Raw genomic sequence first — 17,431 nt, 5'->3', positions numbered from 1 at the left:
ACCCACTGCGGGGATTAGCGCGCTAGTATACACCAATTTAGACCCGCTAAGAAACGACTGGAGTGCTTTCTGAACCGGTTAAAATTTGCAGGAGCGTCCAGATTAAATGTGCGCTAAATGCCAGTAATGCAAGCCCCATAGCGCGATCAATCCAGTGGCTAAAACGCCACAACCAGCGGTAAAAAGGCTGCCAAGTGATTAACGTTGCCAATGTGACAAACCACACGCCTGTTGCCACAGCCATATAAACACCATAACCGGCTTTTACTAAGGTAGCTGTTTGCGGTGCTATCACTGTTGTAAAGATCGCCAAGAAAAACAGCGTCGCTTTTACATTGAGCCCATTGGTCATAAAACCAATCCAGAATGCCTTGCGTGGCGACGTTGTTCCTTCTGGCGGCGCGGCATCAATCGGCAGCGGCTCGCGTGCTTGCGCTTGGATAGCCTGCCAGCCTAACCAGCCCAAATACCCAGCTCCAACCGCCAATAGTGTCAAATAGACTGACGTATAACGGTGAATAATCAGTGTAACCCCCAGCAAGGAATAAGCGACATGAAGCAAAATGCCGAAGCCAATACCTACGGCAACCCAGCGGCCGACTCGACGCCCTTCACTAATACTGTAACGCGTAACAACAGCATAGTCCGGCCCTGGGCTTACTACTGCTAAAAAATGTAGCACGGCAATAGTTAAAAATTCGGTTAAAATCATTTGCGTTCATTGCCCTCTGGGTTTACTTTGGACTAGGTTTACTTTTAGTTAATTCAAATTCTAAATTGTGAGTTCGTATGTCTGCTAAATCACCGTCTCTAAATGCACTTCGTGTTTTTACCGTTGCAGCGCAAGCCCATTCATTTAAGGCTGCTGCACAACAACTTGGCGTTTCGCAGTCGGCGATTACCCGGCAAATTCAAAACCTCGAGGAACAACTCGGCACACGGCTCTTTCAACGCGATAATCGAGTTCATGCGCTGACACCTGCGGGCCTCGTTCTAGCGCCTGAACTACAGCGTATTTTTCGAGAATTGGACCGTGTGGTCAACCGCAGTCGAACGGTTGGAGATGACGAATTAACGACGCTTCGAATTGCGGTTCCAGAGAGCTTTCTCCGTTGGTGGCTCGCCTCGCGTCTCCCTGATTTTTATAGTGTTTATCCGCATATACGCTTGTACTTTAGCACGCATTCATTATTTCCAGATAGTCATGAACGTGCGGATATTGCGACGCAGTTGCAACATGAAACACTCGACCTCGCAATCCATTACGGCAAATTACGGGAAAAATCGATTCGGCAAACGCCGCTGTATCAGCCCACTTACGTGCCGATATGTATGCAACCTATCGACGAGATGCATGCCCAGCAGCAGGCTTGGTTGGTTGATCTGGAAAGCCCCTACTGGCGAGCATTTAGTGAAGCAAATGTAGAATTAACGAAACAGCTCAGCACGATTCCAGTGTCGAATAGCAATATCGCGGTTGATTTGTTGACCGGGAGCAGTCAAATGACGCTATTGGACCGCTTATTTTTGAGTCATCCATCGTTGCGAGACGTCAGTCAATTGGCCAGCCAACAGGTGCAATTACCCCAACCTGTCATCGCCTCCATTCGCTCACGTCAGCGCCAACCTGTTGCACTGGTTGCCTTTATTAAATGGCTTGAAGCTCGTATTCAGCGCGCCTAAAACATTACTTCTTCGGCGGCTGAGGGAGCGGATAACGTTGAGCTAAACTCACCGTATCGCCAGTATTGGTGACAACTCGGGCATGCTGACGATTCAGTTTTCGAGGATCGGAAACACCACAAGAATGAGCGATGATATTGACGCCATACTCGAGGTATTTATGGTAATTAGCCACCCGTGTCGCTTTATCCATTGGATTTAAGCCTCGCTGCAGTTTTGGATCGTGGGTCGTTACTCCGGTCGGACAAGTATTCTTGTTGCATTGCATCGCTTGAATACAGCCTAACGCAAACATAAATCCACGCGCAGATACGACAAAATCAGCACCAATAGCAATGGCCCAAGCCACATCAGCGGGCGTGATCATTTTACCCGACGCGATGACGCGAATACGGTCTTTTAATCCCGCAGCAGTGAGTTTATCAATCAAAATTGGCAGGCTCTCGGTGAGCTTTAACCCGACATAGTCCATCAGTGGTTGCGGTGCAGAGCCGGTGCCGCCATCAGCACTGTCTAAGGTAATAAAATCAGGTGCCGATGCTTCGCCGCGCTCGAGAATCGTCGAAATCAGGTTATCCAGTGAGTCAGGGTCGCCCAGCACAAACTTCACACCCACAGGTTTATCCGTAATCGACCGCACGCGATGGATAAAGTCGAGTAATTCTACATTATTACTAATATCACGATGCCGATTCGGACTAATAGAGTCTTGTCCCTCAGGAATACCCCGAATTTCGGCTATTTCCTTGTTCACCTTGATAGCCGGCAAAATACCACCTTTGCCGGGTTTGGCACCTTGACTCAGTTTCACTTCAAACATTTTAATCCGTTGATCAGTGGCGAGTTCTCGTAACCGTAATTCGTTCAGATTGCCGTCTTTATCGCGAACGCCATATTTGGCAGTACCAATTTGAAAAACGATGTCACAGTTACCATCCAAATGGTAGGCACTCAAACCACCCTCGCCCGTATTTAACCAGCAACCCGCTTGCTGAGCACCGTTTGATAACGCCTTGAGCGCTACTGGTGATAACGAACCATAACTCATACCCGAGATATGAAAATAGGATCGCGGAGCGTAGGGTTCTTTACAGAAAGGACCGATAGTGATTGGCTCGGGCTTTGTCTGCTCCTCTTCTTGCGGCGGGAATGGACTATTTGCAAAGATAATGGTGCCCTGCTTGGTTAGATCACGGGTCGAGCCGAATGCTAAGTTTCGATCGGCATTTTTGGCAGCTCGATAAACCCAACTCCGTTGGGCTCGATTAAATGGCATTTCCTCTCGATCCATCGCGAAGAAATACTGACGAAAAAACTCCCCGAGATTCTCAAAAACGTAACGGAACCGACCAATAACCGGAAAATTATGGCGAATCGTGTGTTTCGTTTGAGTTTTATCAACGACATACATGATGCCAATGCACAGAACGCCGAGCATGATTGCAAGTACAAATAAGCTCACCAGCCATTGCACAATAATCAGCAGCGTTGATTGGTCGAATGTCATAAAAATAGCCCCACAAGCAATATCTTATAGGGCTACTGTACGCTGACAATACTCAGTTGTCAGCTATTTCGGGGTGGCGTAACGCACTGAAAACTTCCACGAAGGTAGTTGCTTTAGGATACAAGCGAATTGACTCACCGGTTCGTTGTAAAATCGTCATGGACGATATCAAGCCCCACAGTTCACCGGACTTTTCAACTAAGGCAAAGTCACGACCCGCAGCTTGTAAGGTTGCCGCAATATCGCCGATTTGAGCGGTCTTGACCTGCTGATAGGTTAACACCGGTAACGCTTTAATCGACTGCATGACGTACTGAACTTGCAACTCACTCCAGTTTAATTGGAGCAGACCAGCGACCGCTGTACTGTGTCGGCTGTGTAATTCGCGTGCTTGCATCATGCCAACCCATTCCCCTTGAGCATCATGGATACATGCGTATCGTACGCCATGCTCATACATTTCTCGCTCCACCTCGGGTAGGGTTAACGATTGTGGCAACTGCAATGGCGGCTTTTCGGCAAATGACTCTGCCACTTTTAACGCCGACTCATGCCAATCAATTAGGTTTTGTGCCTTAGCGGGTGCAACGGCTAAGCGTTGTAACGAAGACGGCTTGGTCCACGTCAATTGATGAAAATCAGACATAACTTCCTCTCTATTCGAACAATGATGATGCGCGTTGGCGCGGAATTCGATTAGAGAAAAGTGGGGGGCGCGCGTGCTTGGGAAACTAAATAGAACGGCGTATCAGCGCTAGCACAGGGAGCGGCAACCAAACAGTCGGGCAACGCCACAGTAGCTTGACGCGATACGATAATAACAACATCAGAATCGTCGGCATTCGTCTGGCTTTGACAGGACGCAGTGCTTGCTGCCGATTGTTGGAGATAACCATCACCCTGCGGGGTCAACGTGGAGGCATGCGAAGCGCCGAGTAACAATCCCGGGATCAGAACAAATAAACTAAATCGCAACCAACCCATCGAACCCTCAACTCAGATAAGTGAATGGTTAATAGCGAACGGTGAATAGAAAAGATGGTCTCGCTCTCCGCTCTGCTATTCACTGTTAACTATTCACTGTTAACCAGTCTTTTATATTGCGCTGAGTATGACGAAAAGCAATAGCCGGAGTGTAACAAACTAAAATTATTTTTGAGATGGTGCCCGGGGCCGGACTTGAACCGGCACGCTGTTACCAGCGAGGGATTTTAAATCCCTTGTGTCTACCAATTTCACCACCCGGGCAATCATGAGGATTGACTGAGTTCAAACATTCAATGGAGGCGGGTCCCGGAGTCGAACCGAGGTCCACGGATTTGCAATCCGCTGCATAGCCACTCTGCCAACCCGCCATTGAATTTGGAGCGGGAAACGAGATTCGAACTCGCGACCCCAACCTTGGCAAGGTTGTGCTCTACCAGCTGAGCTATTCCCGCATCCAGTGCCGAGGCATTCTACTGGCTATTTCCTCAAAATCAACGATTTTTTGCCTTTCTGAGTACCGTTTGGCTATTTTTAATCCACTTCGCTCAAATCTGCCCATGCAGCACGTAAATATGCCCACATGGACCACAGCGTCAGAACAAACGCCACGTACAATAATATCGCCGCAGTCACAATCACGAAGGTGTTTGCCTCCCAAATAAGACCTGTGATCGCCACCATTTGTGCAATGGTCTTGTACTTTCCTAAATTTGATACTTTGACTTGTTCTTGGCGACCAATTTGTGCCATCCATTCACGTAGCGCAGAAACGACCAATTCACGGCTGATAATCGCTAGAGCTGGGATGCTCACCCACCAAGTCGCGTAATCTTCTACGACCACCACGAGAGATGCAGCAACCATCACCTTATCAGCCACTGGGTCTAAAAATGCACCGAACTTGGTAAATTGGTTAAAACGACGCGCAATGTAGCCGTCAAAAAAATCTGTGATAGCCGCCAGAGCAAAAACAAAAGCAGCCCAAAAGTGAGCATCTTGTCCGGGAATATAATAAATAATTAAAAACACCGGAATCAGCGCAAGCCGGAACAGTGTCAGGAGGTTGGGTACATTCCAGGTCATTACTGCAATTATCCTTTATTCATCACGAAACGCATGGTAAATGGTTTCTGCCATGTCTCGGCTGATGCCGGGTACGGCGGCAAGTTGCTCAATACTAGCTTGTTTCACTTCATGTAATCCACCGAGATTTTGTAATATCTTTTGCCGTCGCTTGGCGCCAATCCCCGGAATATCCTCTAAACGCGAGGTCCGCCGCACCTTTGCACGCCGTTGTCGATGTCCCGTAATGGCAAATCGATGCGACTCGTCGCGAATATGCTGAACTAAATGCAGTGCTGGATCATCGCCCTTGAGAGGAATGGTTTGATGACTGCCCGCAATAATCAAAGTCTCTAAGCCCGGTGTACGGCTTTCGCCCTTGGCGACACCAATCAATAGCGGCGCACGACTTCCCCAATCGGCAAAGTACTGCTCAGCCATACTAAGCTGGCCCTTACCTCCATCGATGAACAAAATATCAGGTAAAACTGCAGCGTCGCTCGTATCATCCTTCACTGGGTCGTAACGCTTGGCAAGCGCTTGCGCCATGGCCGCATAATCATCACCTGGAGTAATACCTTTAATATTAAAACGCCGGTAATCACTCTTTTTAGGGCCTTGTTGATCAAAGACAACACAACTTGCGACTGTTTCTTGGCCCATAGTGTGGCTGATGTCGAAACATTCCATCCGCTGAATTGAAATACCTAAATCAAGGACTGCTTCCAGACATTGCGTTCGCATTAATGCCGTCGAGGCTTGATTCATTTTGCTCTCTAGTGCATTCAGAGCGTTTTTCTGGGCTAAGACTTGATACTGCTTCCGTTCACCGCGAACTTTGTTTGTGATCCGCACCTTTTGCACGAGTGCAGCTTCTAGTAATTCCAAATCTTGTTCTGGATCGAGTAATTGCGTGGCGTTGGCCTCTGGCAGAATAATCTCTCGTGGTAAACGTCGGCCCAGAGACGTATTTAAATAGAACTGCAACATGAATGAGAGCAGTATCTCACTATCATCGGTATCCGGAGGTACTCGCGGAAAATACGAACGACTGCCCTGCACTGCACCCTCGCGAATGAAGAGCAGATGGACTGCCGCAATACCACCACGTCGCACATAACCGATAACATCCAGCTCTTGCTGATTGCCGGTGACCGCGTTCCGTTCTTGAATTTTACGCAAGGCAGATATTTGATCTCGATAGCGCGCCGCCTTTTCAAATTGTAATTCATTGCTGGCTTCTTCCATTCGCACGACCAACTGATCGATGACCTGTTGATTACGCCCCTGCAAGAAGGCTTTTGCCAATTGAACTTGTTCACTGTACTCGGCGTCGGTCGTATAGCCCTCAACACAGGGCGCTAGACAGCGCTGCAACTGATACTGCAGACAGGGACGACTGCGAGCACGGTAATAGGAATCCTCACACTGCCGAACGGGAAAGAGCTTCTGCATCAAGCGCAAACTTTCACGAACCGCTGAACCGTTGGGGAATGGACCGAAGTAGTCGCCTTTCTCGCGCCGGCTACCCCGATGAAAAGCGAGGCGTGGATGTTGATGTCCAGATACAAAAATAAAGGGATAGGATTTATCGTCTCGCAGCAGCACGTTATAGCGCGGGCGATACTTCTTGATGAAATTATTCTCGAGAATCAGAGCTTCCGCTTCGGAATTCGTGACGGTGACATCCATCGAATGGATTTGTGCAACAAGTGTTTGGGTCTTTGGGCGATCGACTTTTTCGCGAAAGTAGCTACCGACACGTTTACGGAGATCTTTCGCCTTACCCACATAAATCACTTCGCCTGACTCATCAAACATGCGGTACACGCCAGATTGATGAGTCAGGTTTTTTAAAAAGTCCTTTGAGTCAAATGGTTTAGTCGTCATTAGTTCCGGCAAAATCGAGCTCGATTAAACCGGATTGTAACGCAAGATGGGTCAGTTCTACATCTCCCCGAATCGCTAACTTCTGAAAAATACGATAACGAAACGTATTGACTGTTTTCGAACTGATATTAAGCGACTTCGCGATATCGGCCACCCGTAGGCCCCGGCCAATCATTTGCGTGACTTGTAACTCTCGATCACTCAATGATTGTAAAACACGGACCTGCTGTTGGCGGCGTGGATTCTTCGCAAAATATTCTGCGACTGCTTGAGCCACATACATCTGGCCACGATTCACCGAAGCACAGGCTTCGAGAAAAACATCGTAGTTTGCATTCTCAAGTAAATAGCCATCGACCTGTTTAAGATTACATTGAAAGTCGAGTACATCTTGAAAATGCCGTGCCCACAGCAGCAACTGTAGACCGTCATGTCGACGTTGGAGACGCTTCCATGTCTCAATCGTACCGTCACCGCCGAAGTGGCTTCCTAAAATAACGGTTGCATAAGGGTACGATTTTGCTTCATCGCGCAACTGCTGTAGCGTGCTTACGCTTGCTACTACTCGATAGTTATTACTTTTTAGAGTGGCGTACATCCCAGCCCGCACAAGATCGCTAGAAATAGCGATGATGAAGTCAGTCATACTGACACTTCCTTGTAGTTGTATAAACTCTGGAACCATTCCAGAGGAGTTCATGTATGACTCACATCTAAACACTTATCAAGTTAAATGTTGCATTTTTATCTCAATTGCTCGCCTTTTGTTCAAAAAATGTATTATGCACCATAAAATCGGACATATAGCAACACGTTTGGCGTTGATTACCCGAAAACTGTCACTGTTTGTCGACTAATTGCAACAAGTTTCCCTGTATAATCCCATATGTGAGCGTGCGTATGTCCATAACCATCGGCTGCGTGGTCAATGTAGGCTTCATACTGCCACCAATCGTGCGTTGAGCACGCGGGTAATGGCGCTGGAAATTCAATCGTCCACGTTAATGAGCTAGCGGGTGCAGGTTCTTTCAGGTGTTGTAAGAGCGCTGGAGGCCACGCATCGACTAATCCTAAAAAACTACCAATCGTAATCGGTTGCTGTTCGTCTCGAAACCGCATCCAACCACCAAAACTGCGTGACTTGTTACCAGAGAATGGCAAACCGCCTACACTCACTCGGTAATCAAAAAAATGGGTAAATTCAGGTATCAATGGATGATTGGGAAATGCAGGTCCCTGCTCTTTCGGGGGAATACTGGCAGTGGGCATATCAGTAATGGTGACTGCCGACTGACGTGAACGTCCATAGGTTGCCAGCGCTGAGAGGACAACGTTATCTTCTTGAATAATTTCGACTGCAATTTGGGTAACATTCTTCCCTTCACGAAGGATCCGTCGATGTAATTCGGCAGCACCCGGTTGCACCGGCGCCACGAAAGAGATAGTTAACGCACGTAAATCCTGTTCGGCCGCTGCGCCATGTTGAGCATGCTGCCAAGCGATACCAGCGGTAAGCCCACCAAACAATGCGCGTCCTTGCCCCCAACCTGACGGGAGGTCGATCTTTTGTTTTGCTGCTGACGTAATACCGTTGATAATATCCGTAAATTGCATCATCAAACCCTAAAAATTCAAACGTGCGTTTGATTATACTAAGATTCGTTGAAAAAAGAAGTGAGACTGGATGAACGCGATGCGAGAAAGTAAAAAGCCCGCTGGGGTTAGCAGCGGGCTTCTTGAATAGTGGCGGAGAGAGAGGGATTCGAACCCCCGGTGGGCGCAAACCCACGCCTGATTTCAAGTCAGGTGCATTAAACCGGACTCTGCCATCTCTCCGCAGTCTTCGAGGCTGTGCCTCAAGACGAAGCGAATGATAAAGAGCCAAAACTCGCTTGTAAAGCAAAAATTGAAACCAATTGGTTTGTTTGCTGTCATTTTAATCAGATCGACCGCAAAAACACTTGAAAACCTTGCTTGTCACCACCATTTTTGCGGTAGACTAGTGCTATTACAACAACACGGAGATATCCATGAGTAACCAAGCTCACATTTCGACCACACAAACAAGTGAGTCGATTCTACAAACCAACAAGGTACTACGTAACACCTATATGTTGTTGGGCTTAACGCTGGCATTCAGTGCGTTCACAGCGTATCTCTCAGCAGCCATGGGACTCCCACATCCAGGACTGATTATTACATTGGTTGGTTTTTATGGGTTGCTGTTTGCTGTTCATAAAACTGCCAACAGTAGTATGGGACTGGTCCTCACTTTCGCCTTAACTGGTTTTATGGGATACACGTTGGGTCCTATTTTAGGCATGATTAGTGCTATTGGACCTGCGGGACAAGAAATCATCATGATGGCTCTTGGTGGCACTGCGTTGATTTTCTTTGCTTTATCAGCCTATGTATTGACCACTAAAAAGGACATGTCATTTTTAGGCGGCATGATGATGGCAGGTTTTGTCGCCATTATCGTCATGTTTATTGCGAACCTGTTCCTGAACATTCCTGCTTTAGGCTTAGCCTTGTCTGCAGTCTTTATCCTGTTCTCTGCAGGTGCCATTTTAATGCAAACCAGTGCAATCATTCATGGTGGCGAGCGTAATTATGTACTCGCAACCGTGACCTTGTTTGTATCGCTATACAATATCTTTTTAAGCCTCATCCATATTTTGATGGCATTTGGTGGTGGTGACGAGTAAGCCGTGGCGGCTCTCGTTCTAGCGCTTCATCAATCCCTTGATGAAGGCGTCCCGCTCCAACAAAGCAGCCTGTTAGCGTATCATTACGCGCAGGCTGCTCTGCTTTCAGGGCACCAGATTTTGCAGGTGTTCTTTTATCAAGATGCTGTGCAGTTAGCTCGGTGTGATCTACACGATCCGTTACTGAAAACGACTCAGCAACTATGGCAACAGCTTGCTCAACAACACGACTTTGACTTGGTGTATTGTGCCACTATCGCTGAACGTGAATTCGGCCTCCAGAGAGAGGATATAGCAGTTGGCTTTATCGGCGCCGGAGTCACTGAGTTTGCGCAGGCGGCAGCACGCGCGAATCGAGTCTTGCAATTTTAGTCCAGTTTTGAGGTTAGTAATGACGACCGCCATCTTGTTCACAGAGTACCCCGCAACCAAGCGTACTTGGGCTGGTCAAGATATGGCTTTGGGTTTGGCGTCACTCGATTTAAATCCACAGTTACTGCTAGCAGGCCCCGCGATCTTATTGTTAGCCCCAAATCATGACTGTTTCCGTGACAGTGAGCAGCAACGCCAATCACTGCATAAGCGCTTTCGCATTTTAGAGCTGTTTGATTGTCCAGCGGTCTGGGTTTCTCGAAATGATCTGGAACTCCACCAACTCAATCCAGACGACCTTGTCCTACCCGTTCAAGTGATCGAAGACGATGAGTGGGCGCTGCAATTACAGCTATTGCCCTCCATTCTTCGCTACTAACGCCTTAGCTCGGTGAATCAAAGCTCATGCAAAAGCCAATGACCAAAACACTTCATCATATTCGCCATTGGCCTACGCCAGAATGGCGCGAGCGCTACCTATTGGCGCCGAGCTGTGTGTTGTTAAGTGAAGCCGCGTTATTGCATGCGTATCAAGTACCCGGAGCACTGCGGGAAATCCCGGTTCCGGCCTATGTATTGATTGATGAGCTTGCACAACTGCAAGCGCATTACCCTATCCTCTCTGAGGAACCTCCAGCGGGCTTGATTCAGGTTAATGCGGCGCAGTGGGTGGAACTGACGTTAAATTGCCAGCCAGTGCTGTTGTGGGATGATATGACGGTAGCGGCGAACAAGGCGGAGGAAAACTGATGTTCGAATTCGATGGTCAACGCTTTGAAACCGACAAACACGGTTATCTTGCCGATTTCAACAAGTGGTCACCGGCATTAGCCGAGCACATCGCAGAATTAGAAAACATAACTATGACACCAGCACATTGGGAAGTGGTGTACTTTGTCCGCTCGTTCTACCAAGAGTTTGATACCAGTCCAGCTATGCGAGTATTGGTGAAAGCCATTGGGAAATCACTGGGCGCCGACAAAGCCAACAGTCCCTATCTCTATAAACTATTCCCGAAAGGTCCAGCCAAACAGGCGACACGCATCGCAGGCTTACCAAAGCCTGCGAAGTGCATCTAAATCTTTGCTAGTAGCTATTAGCTATTAGCCAGTAGCTGTTAGTCGGCTGCGAGGACTGAGGTACCGCCTAGATAGGGCTGTAATGCTGCGGGTACTGTAACAGAGCCGTCTTCCTGCTGATTGTTCTCAAGTAACGCCACCAAAGTACGACCCACGGCTAAACCCGAACCGTTCAAGGTATGCATTAATTCAGGCTTGCCACCCTTGCGGCGGAAACGCGCTTGCATACGGCGAGCCTGAAAATCACCCATATTTGAACAACTACTGATTTCGCGATATTTATTTTGCGTTGGCAACCACACTTCTAAGTCATAGGTTTTACAAGCACCGAAGCCCATATCACCAGTACACAGCACGACTTTACGATACGGCAACTCAAGGAGCTGTAATACTTTCTCAGCATGGCCTACAAGCGTGTCTAACGTCGCCATCGACTCTTCAGGTTTTACCAACCAAACTAACTCAACCTTGTCGAATTGATGCTGACGAATCAGGCCACGTGTATCACGACCGTGCGAGCCGGCTTCACTCCGAAAACAAGGCGTGTGGGCAACATACTGTAGTGGCAGTTGAGCTTCTTCAGCAATCTCATCTCGCCATAAATTCGTGAGCGGTACTTCAGCCGTAGGAATTAATGACAATGCGACTTCAGACTCCGTAGCGCCTTGGACATGAAACAGATCTTCGCCAAACTTCGGTAATTGACCCGTTCCAAACAGAGTGTCTTGATTGACTAAATAGGGGACATAGGTTTCGAGATAACCATGCTCGTTGGTGTGCAAATCCAACATAAACTGCGTCAAAGCTCGATGTAAACGGGCAATCGCGCCTTGTAAAACGACAAAGCGTGCCCCCGCTAGTTTCGAGCCCTGCTCAAAGTTCATCCCGTGCTGTAGCCCCAGACCAACGTCCACATGATCTTTCGGTTCAAATGAAAAGTCGCGAGGTGTGCCCCAGCGCAAGACTTCGACATTTTCGTCTTCATCTTTACCCAATGGCACTTCATCCGCCGGCAAATTCGGAATACCAGCAATCACTTGATGCATTTCATCTTGTATTGTTTTTAGTTGTGCTTTCGCTGCTTCTAACTTTTCGCCCAACTGATCGACTTCCGCCAGTAATGGCTGAATGTCCTCGCCTTTTGCTTTTGCTTGGCCAATTGATTTGGAACGACTATTTCGCTCAGCCTGCAAAGTTTCCGTTTGCACCTGAATGGCTTTGCGCTGACTCTCCAACTGCTCAAAATAAGCAACATCGAGGTCAAAATTACGCGTCGCTTTCAATCGCGCGGCTGTTTCAGCAAGGTCATTACGAAATAATTTAGCGTCTAACATGCTAGTTCCAATAGTTAACTAAAAATGGCTTTAACCACAGTCCTACCGCGACTGCAGCAATACAACAAATGAAATTCAGACTAGCGACCGCAACAGCTTTAAACCAAGCCGCTTGTTGCAGTAATTGCACTACCTCCAGCGAAAACGTGGAGAATGTGGTGAAGGCACCGAGCAGTCCCACACCAAGCAATAACCATAGGGTTTGTTGACTCGAGTGATGCTGTACGTACAGGTACACAATCGCCAGTAAAAAAGAACCGACTATGTTAACCACTAAGGTAGCTAAAGGGAATGCTTTCACAGCAGAATTTGCTAAGGCAAGACCCACTCCATAACGGGCCATTGAGCCTACTGCACCGCCCAGCGCTACATAGACAAAATTAGTTATCGTCATCACGTTTCCAACCACTGGTTTGATCCTGTTCGCGTAACCAGTCTGACTTGGCTCGCAATTGTTTCTCTAAGCCGCGATCGGATGGCTGATAGAAGTCAGGGCGGCCTAATTCGGGGGGAACATAGCGCTCACCCGGCACCACAGCATTCGGAAAATCGTGTGCATATCGATAATCGACTCCATGCCCGAGCTCTTTGTGCAAACTCGTTGGCGCATTGCACAGATGTTTTGGCACCGCTAAGTCTGGATAGTCAGCAGCCGCGCGTTTGGCTGCTTTGAACGCTACATAAACTGCATTGCTTTTGGGAGCTAAACAACAATAAACCAGAGCTTGAGCGATAGCTCGTTCCCCTTCAGCTGGCCCGACCCGTTCAAAAGTATCCCAAGCATTTAAGGCCAACTGCAGTGCGCGTGGATCTGCATTACCGATATCCTCGGAAGCGATTGCCAGTAGGCGTCGCGCAACGACTAGAGCGTCGCCACCACCCTCGAGTACGCGTGCAAACCAATATAAGGCTCCATCTACTGATGAACCGCGCACTGATTTATGGAGCGCGCTCAGTATGTCAAAAAACGCATCACCGCGTTTATCATAACTTGCATGTTTTTTGCCCACCGCTTGCTGGACCAAATTGAGCCCGATGGTATTTGTTTCGGTTGCGTCCGCGGCTATTTCGAGAAAATTCAATGCTCGACGCGCATCGCCGGCAGCACTCGCCACTAAAAACTCGAGTGCTTCAGTATCCAGCTGTAAATTGCGCGCACCAAGCCCTCGCTCTGCATCATTGAGAGCCGTCATGACTAATTGAGTAATCACGCTTTCCGTGAGACTTTGCAAACGATAGATTCGAGCGCGGGAGAGTAGCGCACGATTCAGTTCAAAGGCTGGATTTTCGGTGGTGGCACCGACAAAAATAATGGTGCCATCCTCAATATAGGGTAAAAAGGCATCTTGCTGCCCTTTATTAAAGCGATGTACTTCATCAACAAAGAGAACCGTACGACGGTGGTGCTCTGTTCCACGCTTTTGGGCAGCATCGATGGCACTACGAATATCTTTTACGCCACTCGTGACAGCGCTCAACGTCACAAATTCGGCTTGTGCATTAGCTGCGATCAAACTCGCTAACGTGGTCTTCCCTGTACCCGGTGGTCCCCACAATATCATTGAGTGCAAGATCCCGCGCTCGAGTGCGCGGCGCAAAGGCTTGTCTGGACCTAGAATATGGTCTTGACCTGTATACTCGGCTAAAGTGCTTGGCCGCATCCGCGCAGCCAAGGGGCGAAAATCAGGCGTAAAATCAAACGTCTGATTGCTCATTCAAGCTACCCCTGAGGATTACGTTGATCATCGACATCCACACCTTCAGGAATAGTAAACTCGAATAGTGTAGACGCTAATTCTTCATTGACCGTGACATCGGCCAACTCAATGGTACTGATTTGGCCCTGACCATCGTCGAGAATAATGGTTCGCATCACCGGGCTTTGCGCTTCAAAAACCAGTTGCAAACTTTGCAATGAATTCGCATGCGCAAGCGGTTGCAAGGCAAAGCTATCGCCCTCTTGTTTCACGACATAATCATCCCATGCAGCAGTAGAGTCATCCAGCAGCAATAGCAATGGACTTTGCTCCATAGTATCGGTTTGATCGGTAACAGTAACCTGCTCCACAAACGGATTGTAGTACCAGAGACTCGTGCCGTCAGCGACCATCACAGTTTCATCTGGCGCATCGGTTTGCCAGTATAAGAAATGCGGGCGAGCCAGAGCTAAGCGACCATGCAGCTGTTGAACCAACTCACCATTACCATCAGTAACCTGCTGGCTGAAGGTGGCGTCCATATTACTGATCTGTCCCAACCGTTCTTGCAACGCCGCTCGTTCATCAGCAGCGACTAGGCTTGAATAGCCGGTCATGAAACCGGCAAAGATGGTTACAACGGCGACTTTATAAATACTTCTCATGGCATCAATCTCTTGGTGGCTTCGGCGCTAGGACTTCGCGTTGGCCATTATGGCCCGCACTAGTAACGACACCGCTCATTTCCATTTGTTCAACAATCCGTGCTGCACGATTGTAACCAATTCTGAATTTGCGCTGGACGCTGGAAATCGAAACCCGGCGTGTTTCGGTGACAAAAGCAACGGCCTCATCATAGAGCGAATCCGATTCCTCATCACCCATATCCAGTTGTTCACCGGGCAGTAACGAGTCTTCACCCATATCGCCTTTAAGGATTTCATCCAAGTAGTTGGGCTTCCCACGCTTTTTCCAGTCCGCAACCACAGCATGCACCTCGTGGTCGTCCACAAAGGCGCCATGTACACGGGTTGGAACGCCGCTGCCTGGCGGTAAATACAACATATCACCTGCCCCGAGCAATTGGTCTGCGCCGGGCTGGTCAAGAATAGTTCGCGAATCGATCTTCGATTGCACTTGGAATGCAATACGCGTCGGAATGTTCGCCTTAATTAGACCCGTAATAACGTCTACTGAAGGGCGTTGCGTGGCTAAAATGAGATGAATTCCAGCTGCGCGCGCTTTTTGCGCAATACGTGCGATTAACTCTTCAACTTTTTTGCCAACAATCATCATCATGTCAGCAAATTCGTCAATCACAACCACAATACTCGGCAGTTTCTCGAGTTCAGGTGGTAGCGGATCCATTGAGTCACCCGGCTTCCAAATCGGGTCTAACAAGGGTTCACCCGCCTCGCGCGCTTCCAGCACTTTGGCGTTATAACCTTTCAAGTTACGTACACCTAAAGCTGACATCAACTTGTACCGACGCTCCATTTCACCGACACACCAACGCAGCGCGTTGGCGGCGTCCTTCATGTCGGTAACAACCTCCGTCAATAAGTGTGGAATACCCTCATAGACTGAAAGCTCAAGCATTTTGGGATCGATCATAATCAAGCGCACATCTTCAGGTGAGCTTTTATAGAGCAAACTGAGAATCATGACGTTGACGCCAACTGATTTCCCGGAGCCTGTGGTACCTGCAACTAACAAATGCGGCATCTTCGCCAAATCAACGATAACGGGCTGCCCCGCAATACCCTTTCCTAACACCATAGTCAGTGGTGAAGTGCTTTGTTGAAAGGTATCGCAGCTCACAACTTCACTGAAATAGACGGTCTCGCGGCTCTTGTTGGGCAGCTCCAGACCGACATAGGATTTTCCTGGAATAACCTCAACCACCCGCACCGATATGGCCGATAGTGACCGAGCGATGTCTTTATCCAGATTAGAAATTTTGGATACCTTCACTCCCGGCGCCAGGTCCAGCTCAAAACGCGTAATAACAGGACCTGGTTGGACATTAGCAACCTTTACTTCAACGCCAAAGTCGAGCAGCACAGCCTCGACCGTACTGCCAATTTGATCGAGTTCCTCTTGCGTTAACGGGTTGTGCGTTTTGTTCGGCCGATCCAGAAGTTCTATCGACGGCAAGGGATCGACAGAGAGCGTAACGGGTGACTCATCTTCGTCAACGCTTGTGCTTAAAGCTTCGTCTAAACTTTCATCGATACCGTCTGAGCGAGTTGATTCTTTTCCTGCGATGGCCGCGGCGGCTTTCGCTTGTCGTGCTTCGCGACTGAAGCGGCTGGGTGAAGTTGGCTTCGTTGCGGTGTTCGAAGCCGACGAATCGAGCGCAAAAGGTGGCTCATCATCGTCCAACGCACTCATCTCTGGGAGCGATAACTCAGGTTCTGCGCGCTCGATGCGGCGCCCTTTGCCGGTGTTTTTCTGCTCTGTTTGTGCCGTTTCAGAGGTGCCGGTTGTGGCTGCCCCCGAGCGCACATGAGATTTAATATAACGAGTAAAAGATTGCAGCTGCTGTGCAACAACAATGCCCGTCCGTATGGTGATGGCACCAAGACCATCAATGAGCTTGATCCAAGACAGGCCGCTGACAAGGGTTAGCCCCGTGAGTAGAAATGTCAGCAGTAATAAGGTCGTGCCGATAATATTGAAATACGGCAACAATGACGAACTAATCACATCGCCAACTACTCCACCCGCGGAGAACGAATAAACATTCATAAAATTCATAGACGCTAATGCTGAAGCGCCGATGAAGGTTAACAGCAAACCGATGAGGCGCAGACCTAGCGCAAGATAATCAAGTTCTAATAAACGGTGCGGCTGCCGAAAGAGCATGTAACCGAGTGCAGCAAAACCAATAGGAACAAAATAAGAAACATAACCAAAGGTGAATAACAGCGCGTCAGCAAACCAGGCACCAATGGCTCCGGCAGCATTTTCAATAGTGCCTTCGTAACTCGTTTGTGACCAACTGGGATCAGCAGGACTGAAGCTGCCGAGCGCTAACATCAGAAACAGCGCAAAAGCTCCACACAATATCAGACCTACTTCAAGCACCCGTTGCACGCCACTCATGGCA

Annotated in this window: 19 protein-coding genes and 4 tRNA genes; 6 read left to right on the top strand and 17 right to left on the bottom strand. The window is 48.6% G+C overall.

Going from position 1 to position 17,431, the window contains the following annotated elements; all coding sequences use genetic code 11:
* Positions 1-46: 46 nt before the first annotated feature.
* Positions 47-712: a LysE family translocator gene (locus tag CWE22_RS02395; protein ID WP_169929789.1), complete on the bottom strand. Its 666-nt coding sequence runs from the start codon at positions 710-712 to the stop codon at positions 47-49.
* A gap of 77 nt (positions 713-789) precedes the next feature.
* On the opposite strand from CWE22_RS02395, the gene CWE22_RS02390 reads away from it, so the two are divergent.
* Positions 790-1,683 carry a LysR family transcriptional regulator gene (locus CWE22_RS02390; protein WP_169929788.1) on the top strand — a complete coding sequence of 298 codons (894 nt, stop codon included), beginning with the start codon at positions 790-792 and terminating at the stop codon, positions 1,681-1,683.
* A gap of 4 nt (positions 1,684-1,687) precedes the next feature.
* Here CWE22_RS02390 and CWE22_RS02385 read toward each other — a convergent pair whose 3' ends face one another.
* The 11 genes from CWE22_RS02385 to CWE22_RS02335 form a co-directional block, all read right to left on the bottom strand.
* The gene (locus CWE22_RS02385; RefSeq protein WP_169929787.1) at positions 1,688-3,190 is read right to left on the bottom strand and encodes an FMN-binding glutamate synthase family protein; all 1,503 of its coding nucleotides are present in this window, start codon (positions 3,188-3,190) and stop codon (positions 1,688-1,690) included.
* A gap of 52 nt (positions 3,191-3,242) precedes the next feature.
* Positions 3,243-3,836 carry a CBS domain-containing protein gene (locus CWE22_RS02380; protein WP_169929786.1) on the bottom strand — a complete coding sequence of 198 codons (594 nt, stop codon included), beginning with the start codon at positions 3,834-3,836 and terminating at the stop codon, positions 3,243-3,245.
* A gap of 50 nt (positions 3,837-3,886) precedes the next feature.
* Positions 3,887-4,174 carry a hypothetical protein gene (locus tag CWE22_RS02375; RefSeq protein WP_169929785.1) on the bottom strand — a complete coding sequence of 96 codons (288 nt, stop codon included), beginning with the start codon at positions 4,172-4,174 and terminating at the stop codon, positions 3,887-3,889.
* 177 nt (positions 4,175-4,351) lie between these two features.
* Positions 4,352-4,438, bottom strand: a tRNA-Leu gene (locus CWE22_RS02370).
* Between the two features lie 33 nt (positions 4,439-4,471).
* Positions 4,472-4,545: transfer RNA gene (locus CWE22_RS02365), tRNA-Cys, on the bottom strand.
* An 8-nt stretch (positions 4,546-4,553) separates the two neighbouring features.
* A tRNA-Gly gene (locus tag CWE22_RS02360) sits at positions 4,554-4,629 on the bottom strand.
* A 79-nt stretch (positions 4,630-4,708) separates the two neighbouring features.
* Positions 4,709-5,260 carry a CDP-diacylglycerol--glycerol-3-phosphate 3-phosphatidyltransferase gene (gene pgsA, locus CWE22_RS02355; RefSeq protein ID WP_169929784.1) on the bottom strand — a complete coding sequence of 184 codons (552 nt, stop codon included), beginning with the start codon at positions 5,258-5,260 and terminating at the stop codon, positions 4,709-4,711.
* A 15-nt stretch (positions 5,261-5,275) separates the two neighbouring features.
* A complete protein-coding gene (gene uvrC, locus CWE22_RS02350; protein WP_169929783.1) occupies positions 5,276-7,129 on the bottom strand; it encodes an excinuclease ABC subunit UvrC in 1,854 nt (617 codons plus the stop codon).
* The gene (locus tag CWE22_RS02345; RefSeq protein ID WP_169929782.1) at positions 7,119-7,775 is read right to left on the bottom strand and encodes a LuxR C-terminal-related transcriptional regulator; all 657 of its coding nucleotides are present in this window, start codon (positions 7,773-7,775) and stop codon (positions 7,119-7,121) included. Before CWE22_RS02345 ends, uvrC begins: the two co-directional genes overlap by 11 nt.
* A 179-nt stretch (positions 7,776-7,954) precedes the next feature.
* Entirely contained in the window at positions 7,955-8,746 is a 792-nt protein-coding gene (locus tag CWE22_RS02340) for a thioesterase family protein (protein ID WP_244595938.1), read from the bottom strand.
* 127 nt (positions 8,747-8,873) lie between these two features.
* A tRNA-Ser gene (locus CWE22_RS02335) sits at positions 8,874-8,965 on the bottom strand.
* Positions 8,966-9,159: 194 nt separating this feature from the next.
* Here CWE22_RS02335 and CWE22_RS02330 point away from each other — a divergent pair.
* Genes CWE22_RS02330 through CWE22_RS02310 form a run of 5 tightly spaced genes read left to right on the top strand, consistent with a single transcriptional unit; the run spans position 9,160 to position 11,288 of the window.
* The gene (locus tag CWE22_RS02330) at positions 9,160-9,837 is read left to right on the top strand and encodes a Bax inhibitor-1/YccA family protein (RefSeq protein ID WP_169929781.1); all 678 of its coding nucleotides are present in this window, start codon (positions 9,160-9,162) and stop codon (positions 9,835-9,837) included.
* Positions 9,838-9,840: 3 nt separating this feature from the next.
* Positions 9,841-10,209 carry a DsrE family protein gene (locus tag CWE22_RS02325; RefSeq protein WP_169929780.1) on the top strand — a complete coding sequence of 123 codons (369 nt, stop codon included), beginning with the start codon at positions 9,841-9,843 and terminating at the stop codon, positions 10,207-10,209.
* 19 nt (positions 10,210-10,228) lie between these two features.
* Positions 10,229-10,588, top strand: coding sequence for a hypothetical protein (locus CWE22_RS02320; protein WP_169929779.1), 360 nt, complete (start codon positions 10,229-10,231; stop codon positions 10,586-10,588).
* Between the two features lie 38 nt (positions 10,589-10,626).
* A complete protein-coding gene (locus tag CWE22_RS02315; RefSeq protein ID WP_169929778.1) occupies positions 10,627-10,959 on the top strand; it encodes a hypothetical protein in 333 nt (110 codons plus the stop codon).
* Positions 10,959-11,288, top strand: coding sequence for a TusE/DsrC/DsvC family sulfur relay protein (locus CWE22_RS02310; protein WP_169929777.1), 330 nt, complete (start codon positions 10,959-10,961; stop codon positions 11,286-11,288). The genes CWE22_RS02315 and CWE22_RS02310 overlap by 1 nt, the downstream gene beginning before the upstream one ends.
* Positions 11,289-11,326: 38 nt before the next feature.
* Here the strand turns inward: CWE22_RS02310 and serS are convergent, their stop codons facing one another.
* Genes serS through CWE22_RS02285 form a run of 5 tightly spaced genes read right to left on the bottom strand, consistent with a single transcriptional unit; the run spans position 11,327 to position 17,427 of the window.
* The gene (gene serS, locus CWE22_RS02305) at positions 11,327-12,622 is read right to left on the bottom strand and encodes a serine--tRNA ligase (protein ID WP_169929776.1); all 1,296 of its coding nucleotides are present in this window, start codon (positions 12,620-12,622) and stop codon (positions 11,327-11,329) included.
* 1 nt (position 12,623) lies between these two features.
* Complete coding sequence (gene crcB, locus CWE22_RS02300) at positions 12,624-13,016, bottom strand: fluoride efflux transporter CrcB (protein ID WP_244595937.1); 393 nt, start codon at positions 13,014-13,016, stop codon at positions 12,624-12,626.
* Entirely contained in the window at positions 13,003-14,337 is a 1,335-nt protein-coding gene (locus CWE22_RS02295; protein WP_169929775.1) for a replication-associated recombination protein A, read from the bottom strand. The genes crcB and CWE22_RS02295 overlap by 14 nt, the downstream gene beginning before the upstream one ends.
* A gap of 5 nt (positions 14,338-14,342) precedes the next feature.
* Positions 14,343-14,984: an outer membrane lipoprotein periplasmic chaperone LolA gene (gene lolA, locus CWE22_RS02290; protein ID WP_169929774.1), complete on the bottom strand. Its 642-nt coding sequence runs from the start codon at positions 14,982-14,984 to the stop codon at positions 14,343-14,345.
* A 4-nt stretch (positions 14,985-14,988) separates the two neighbouring features.
* Entirely contained in the window at positions 14,989-17,427 is a 2,439-nt protein-coding gene (locus CWE22_RS02285) for a DNA translocase FtsK (protein WP_169929773.1), read from the bottom strand.
* Positions 17,428-17,431: the final 4 nt, after the last annotated feature.

Origin of the sequence: Pseudidiomarina aestuarii (genome assembly GCF_003987355.1) — a bacterium.
Classification (GTDB): Bacteria; Pseudomonadota; Gammaproteobacteria; order Enterobacterales; family Alteromonadaceae; genus Pseudidiomarina; species Pseudidiomarina aestuarii.
Note: the sequence above shows the minus strand (reverse complement) of the source record. Positions and strands in the feature narration are given on the sequence as shown.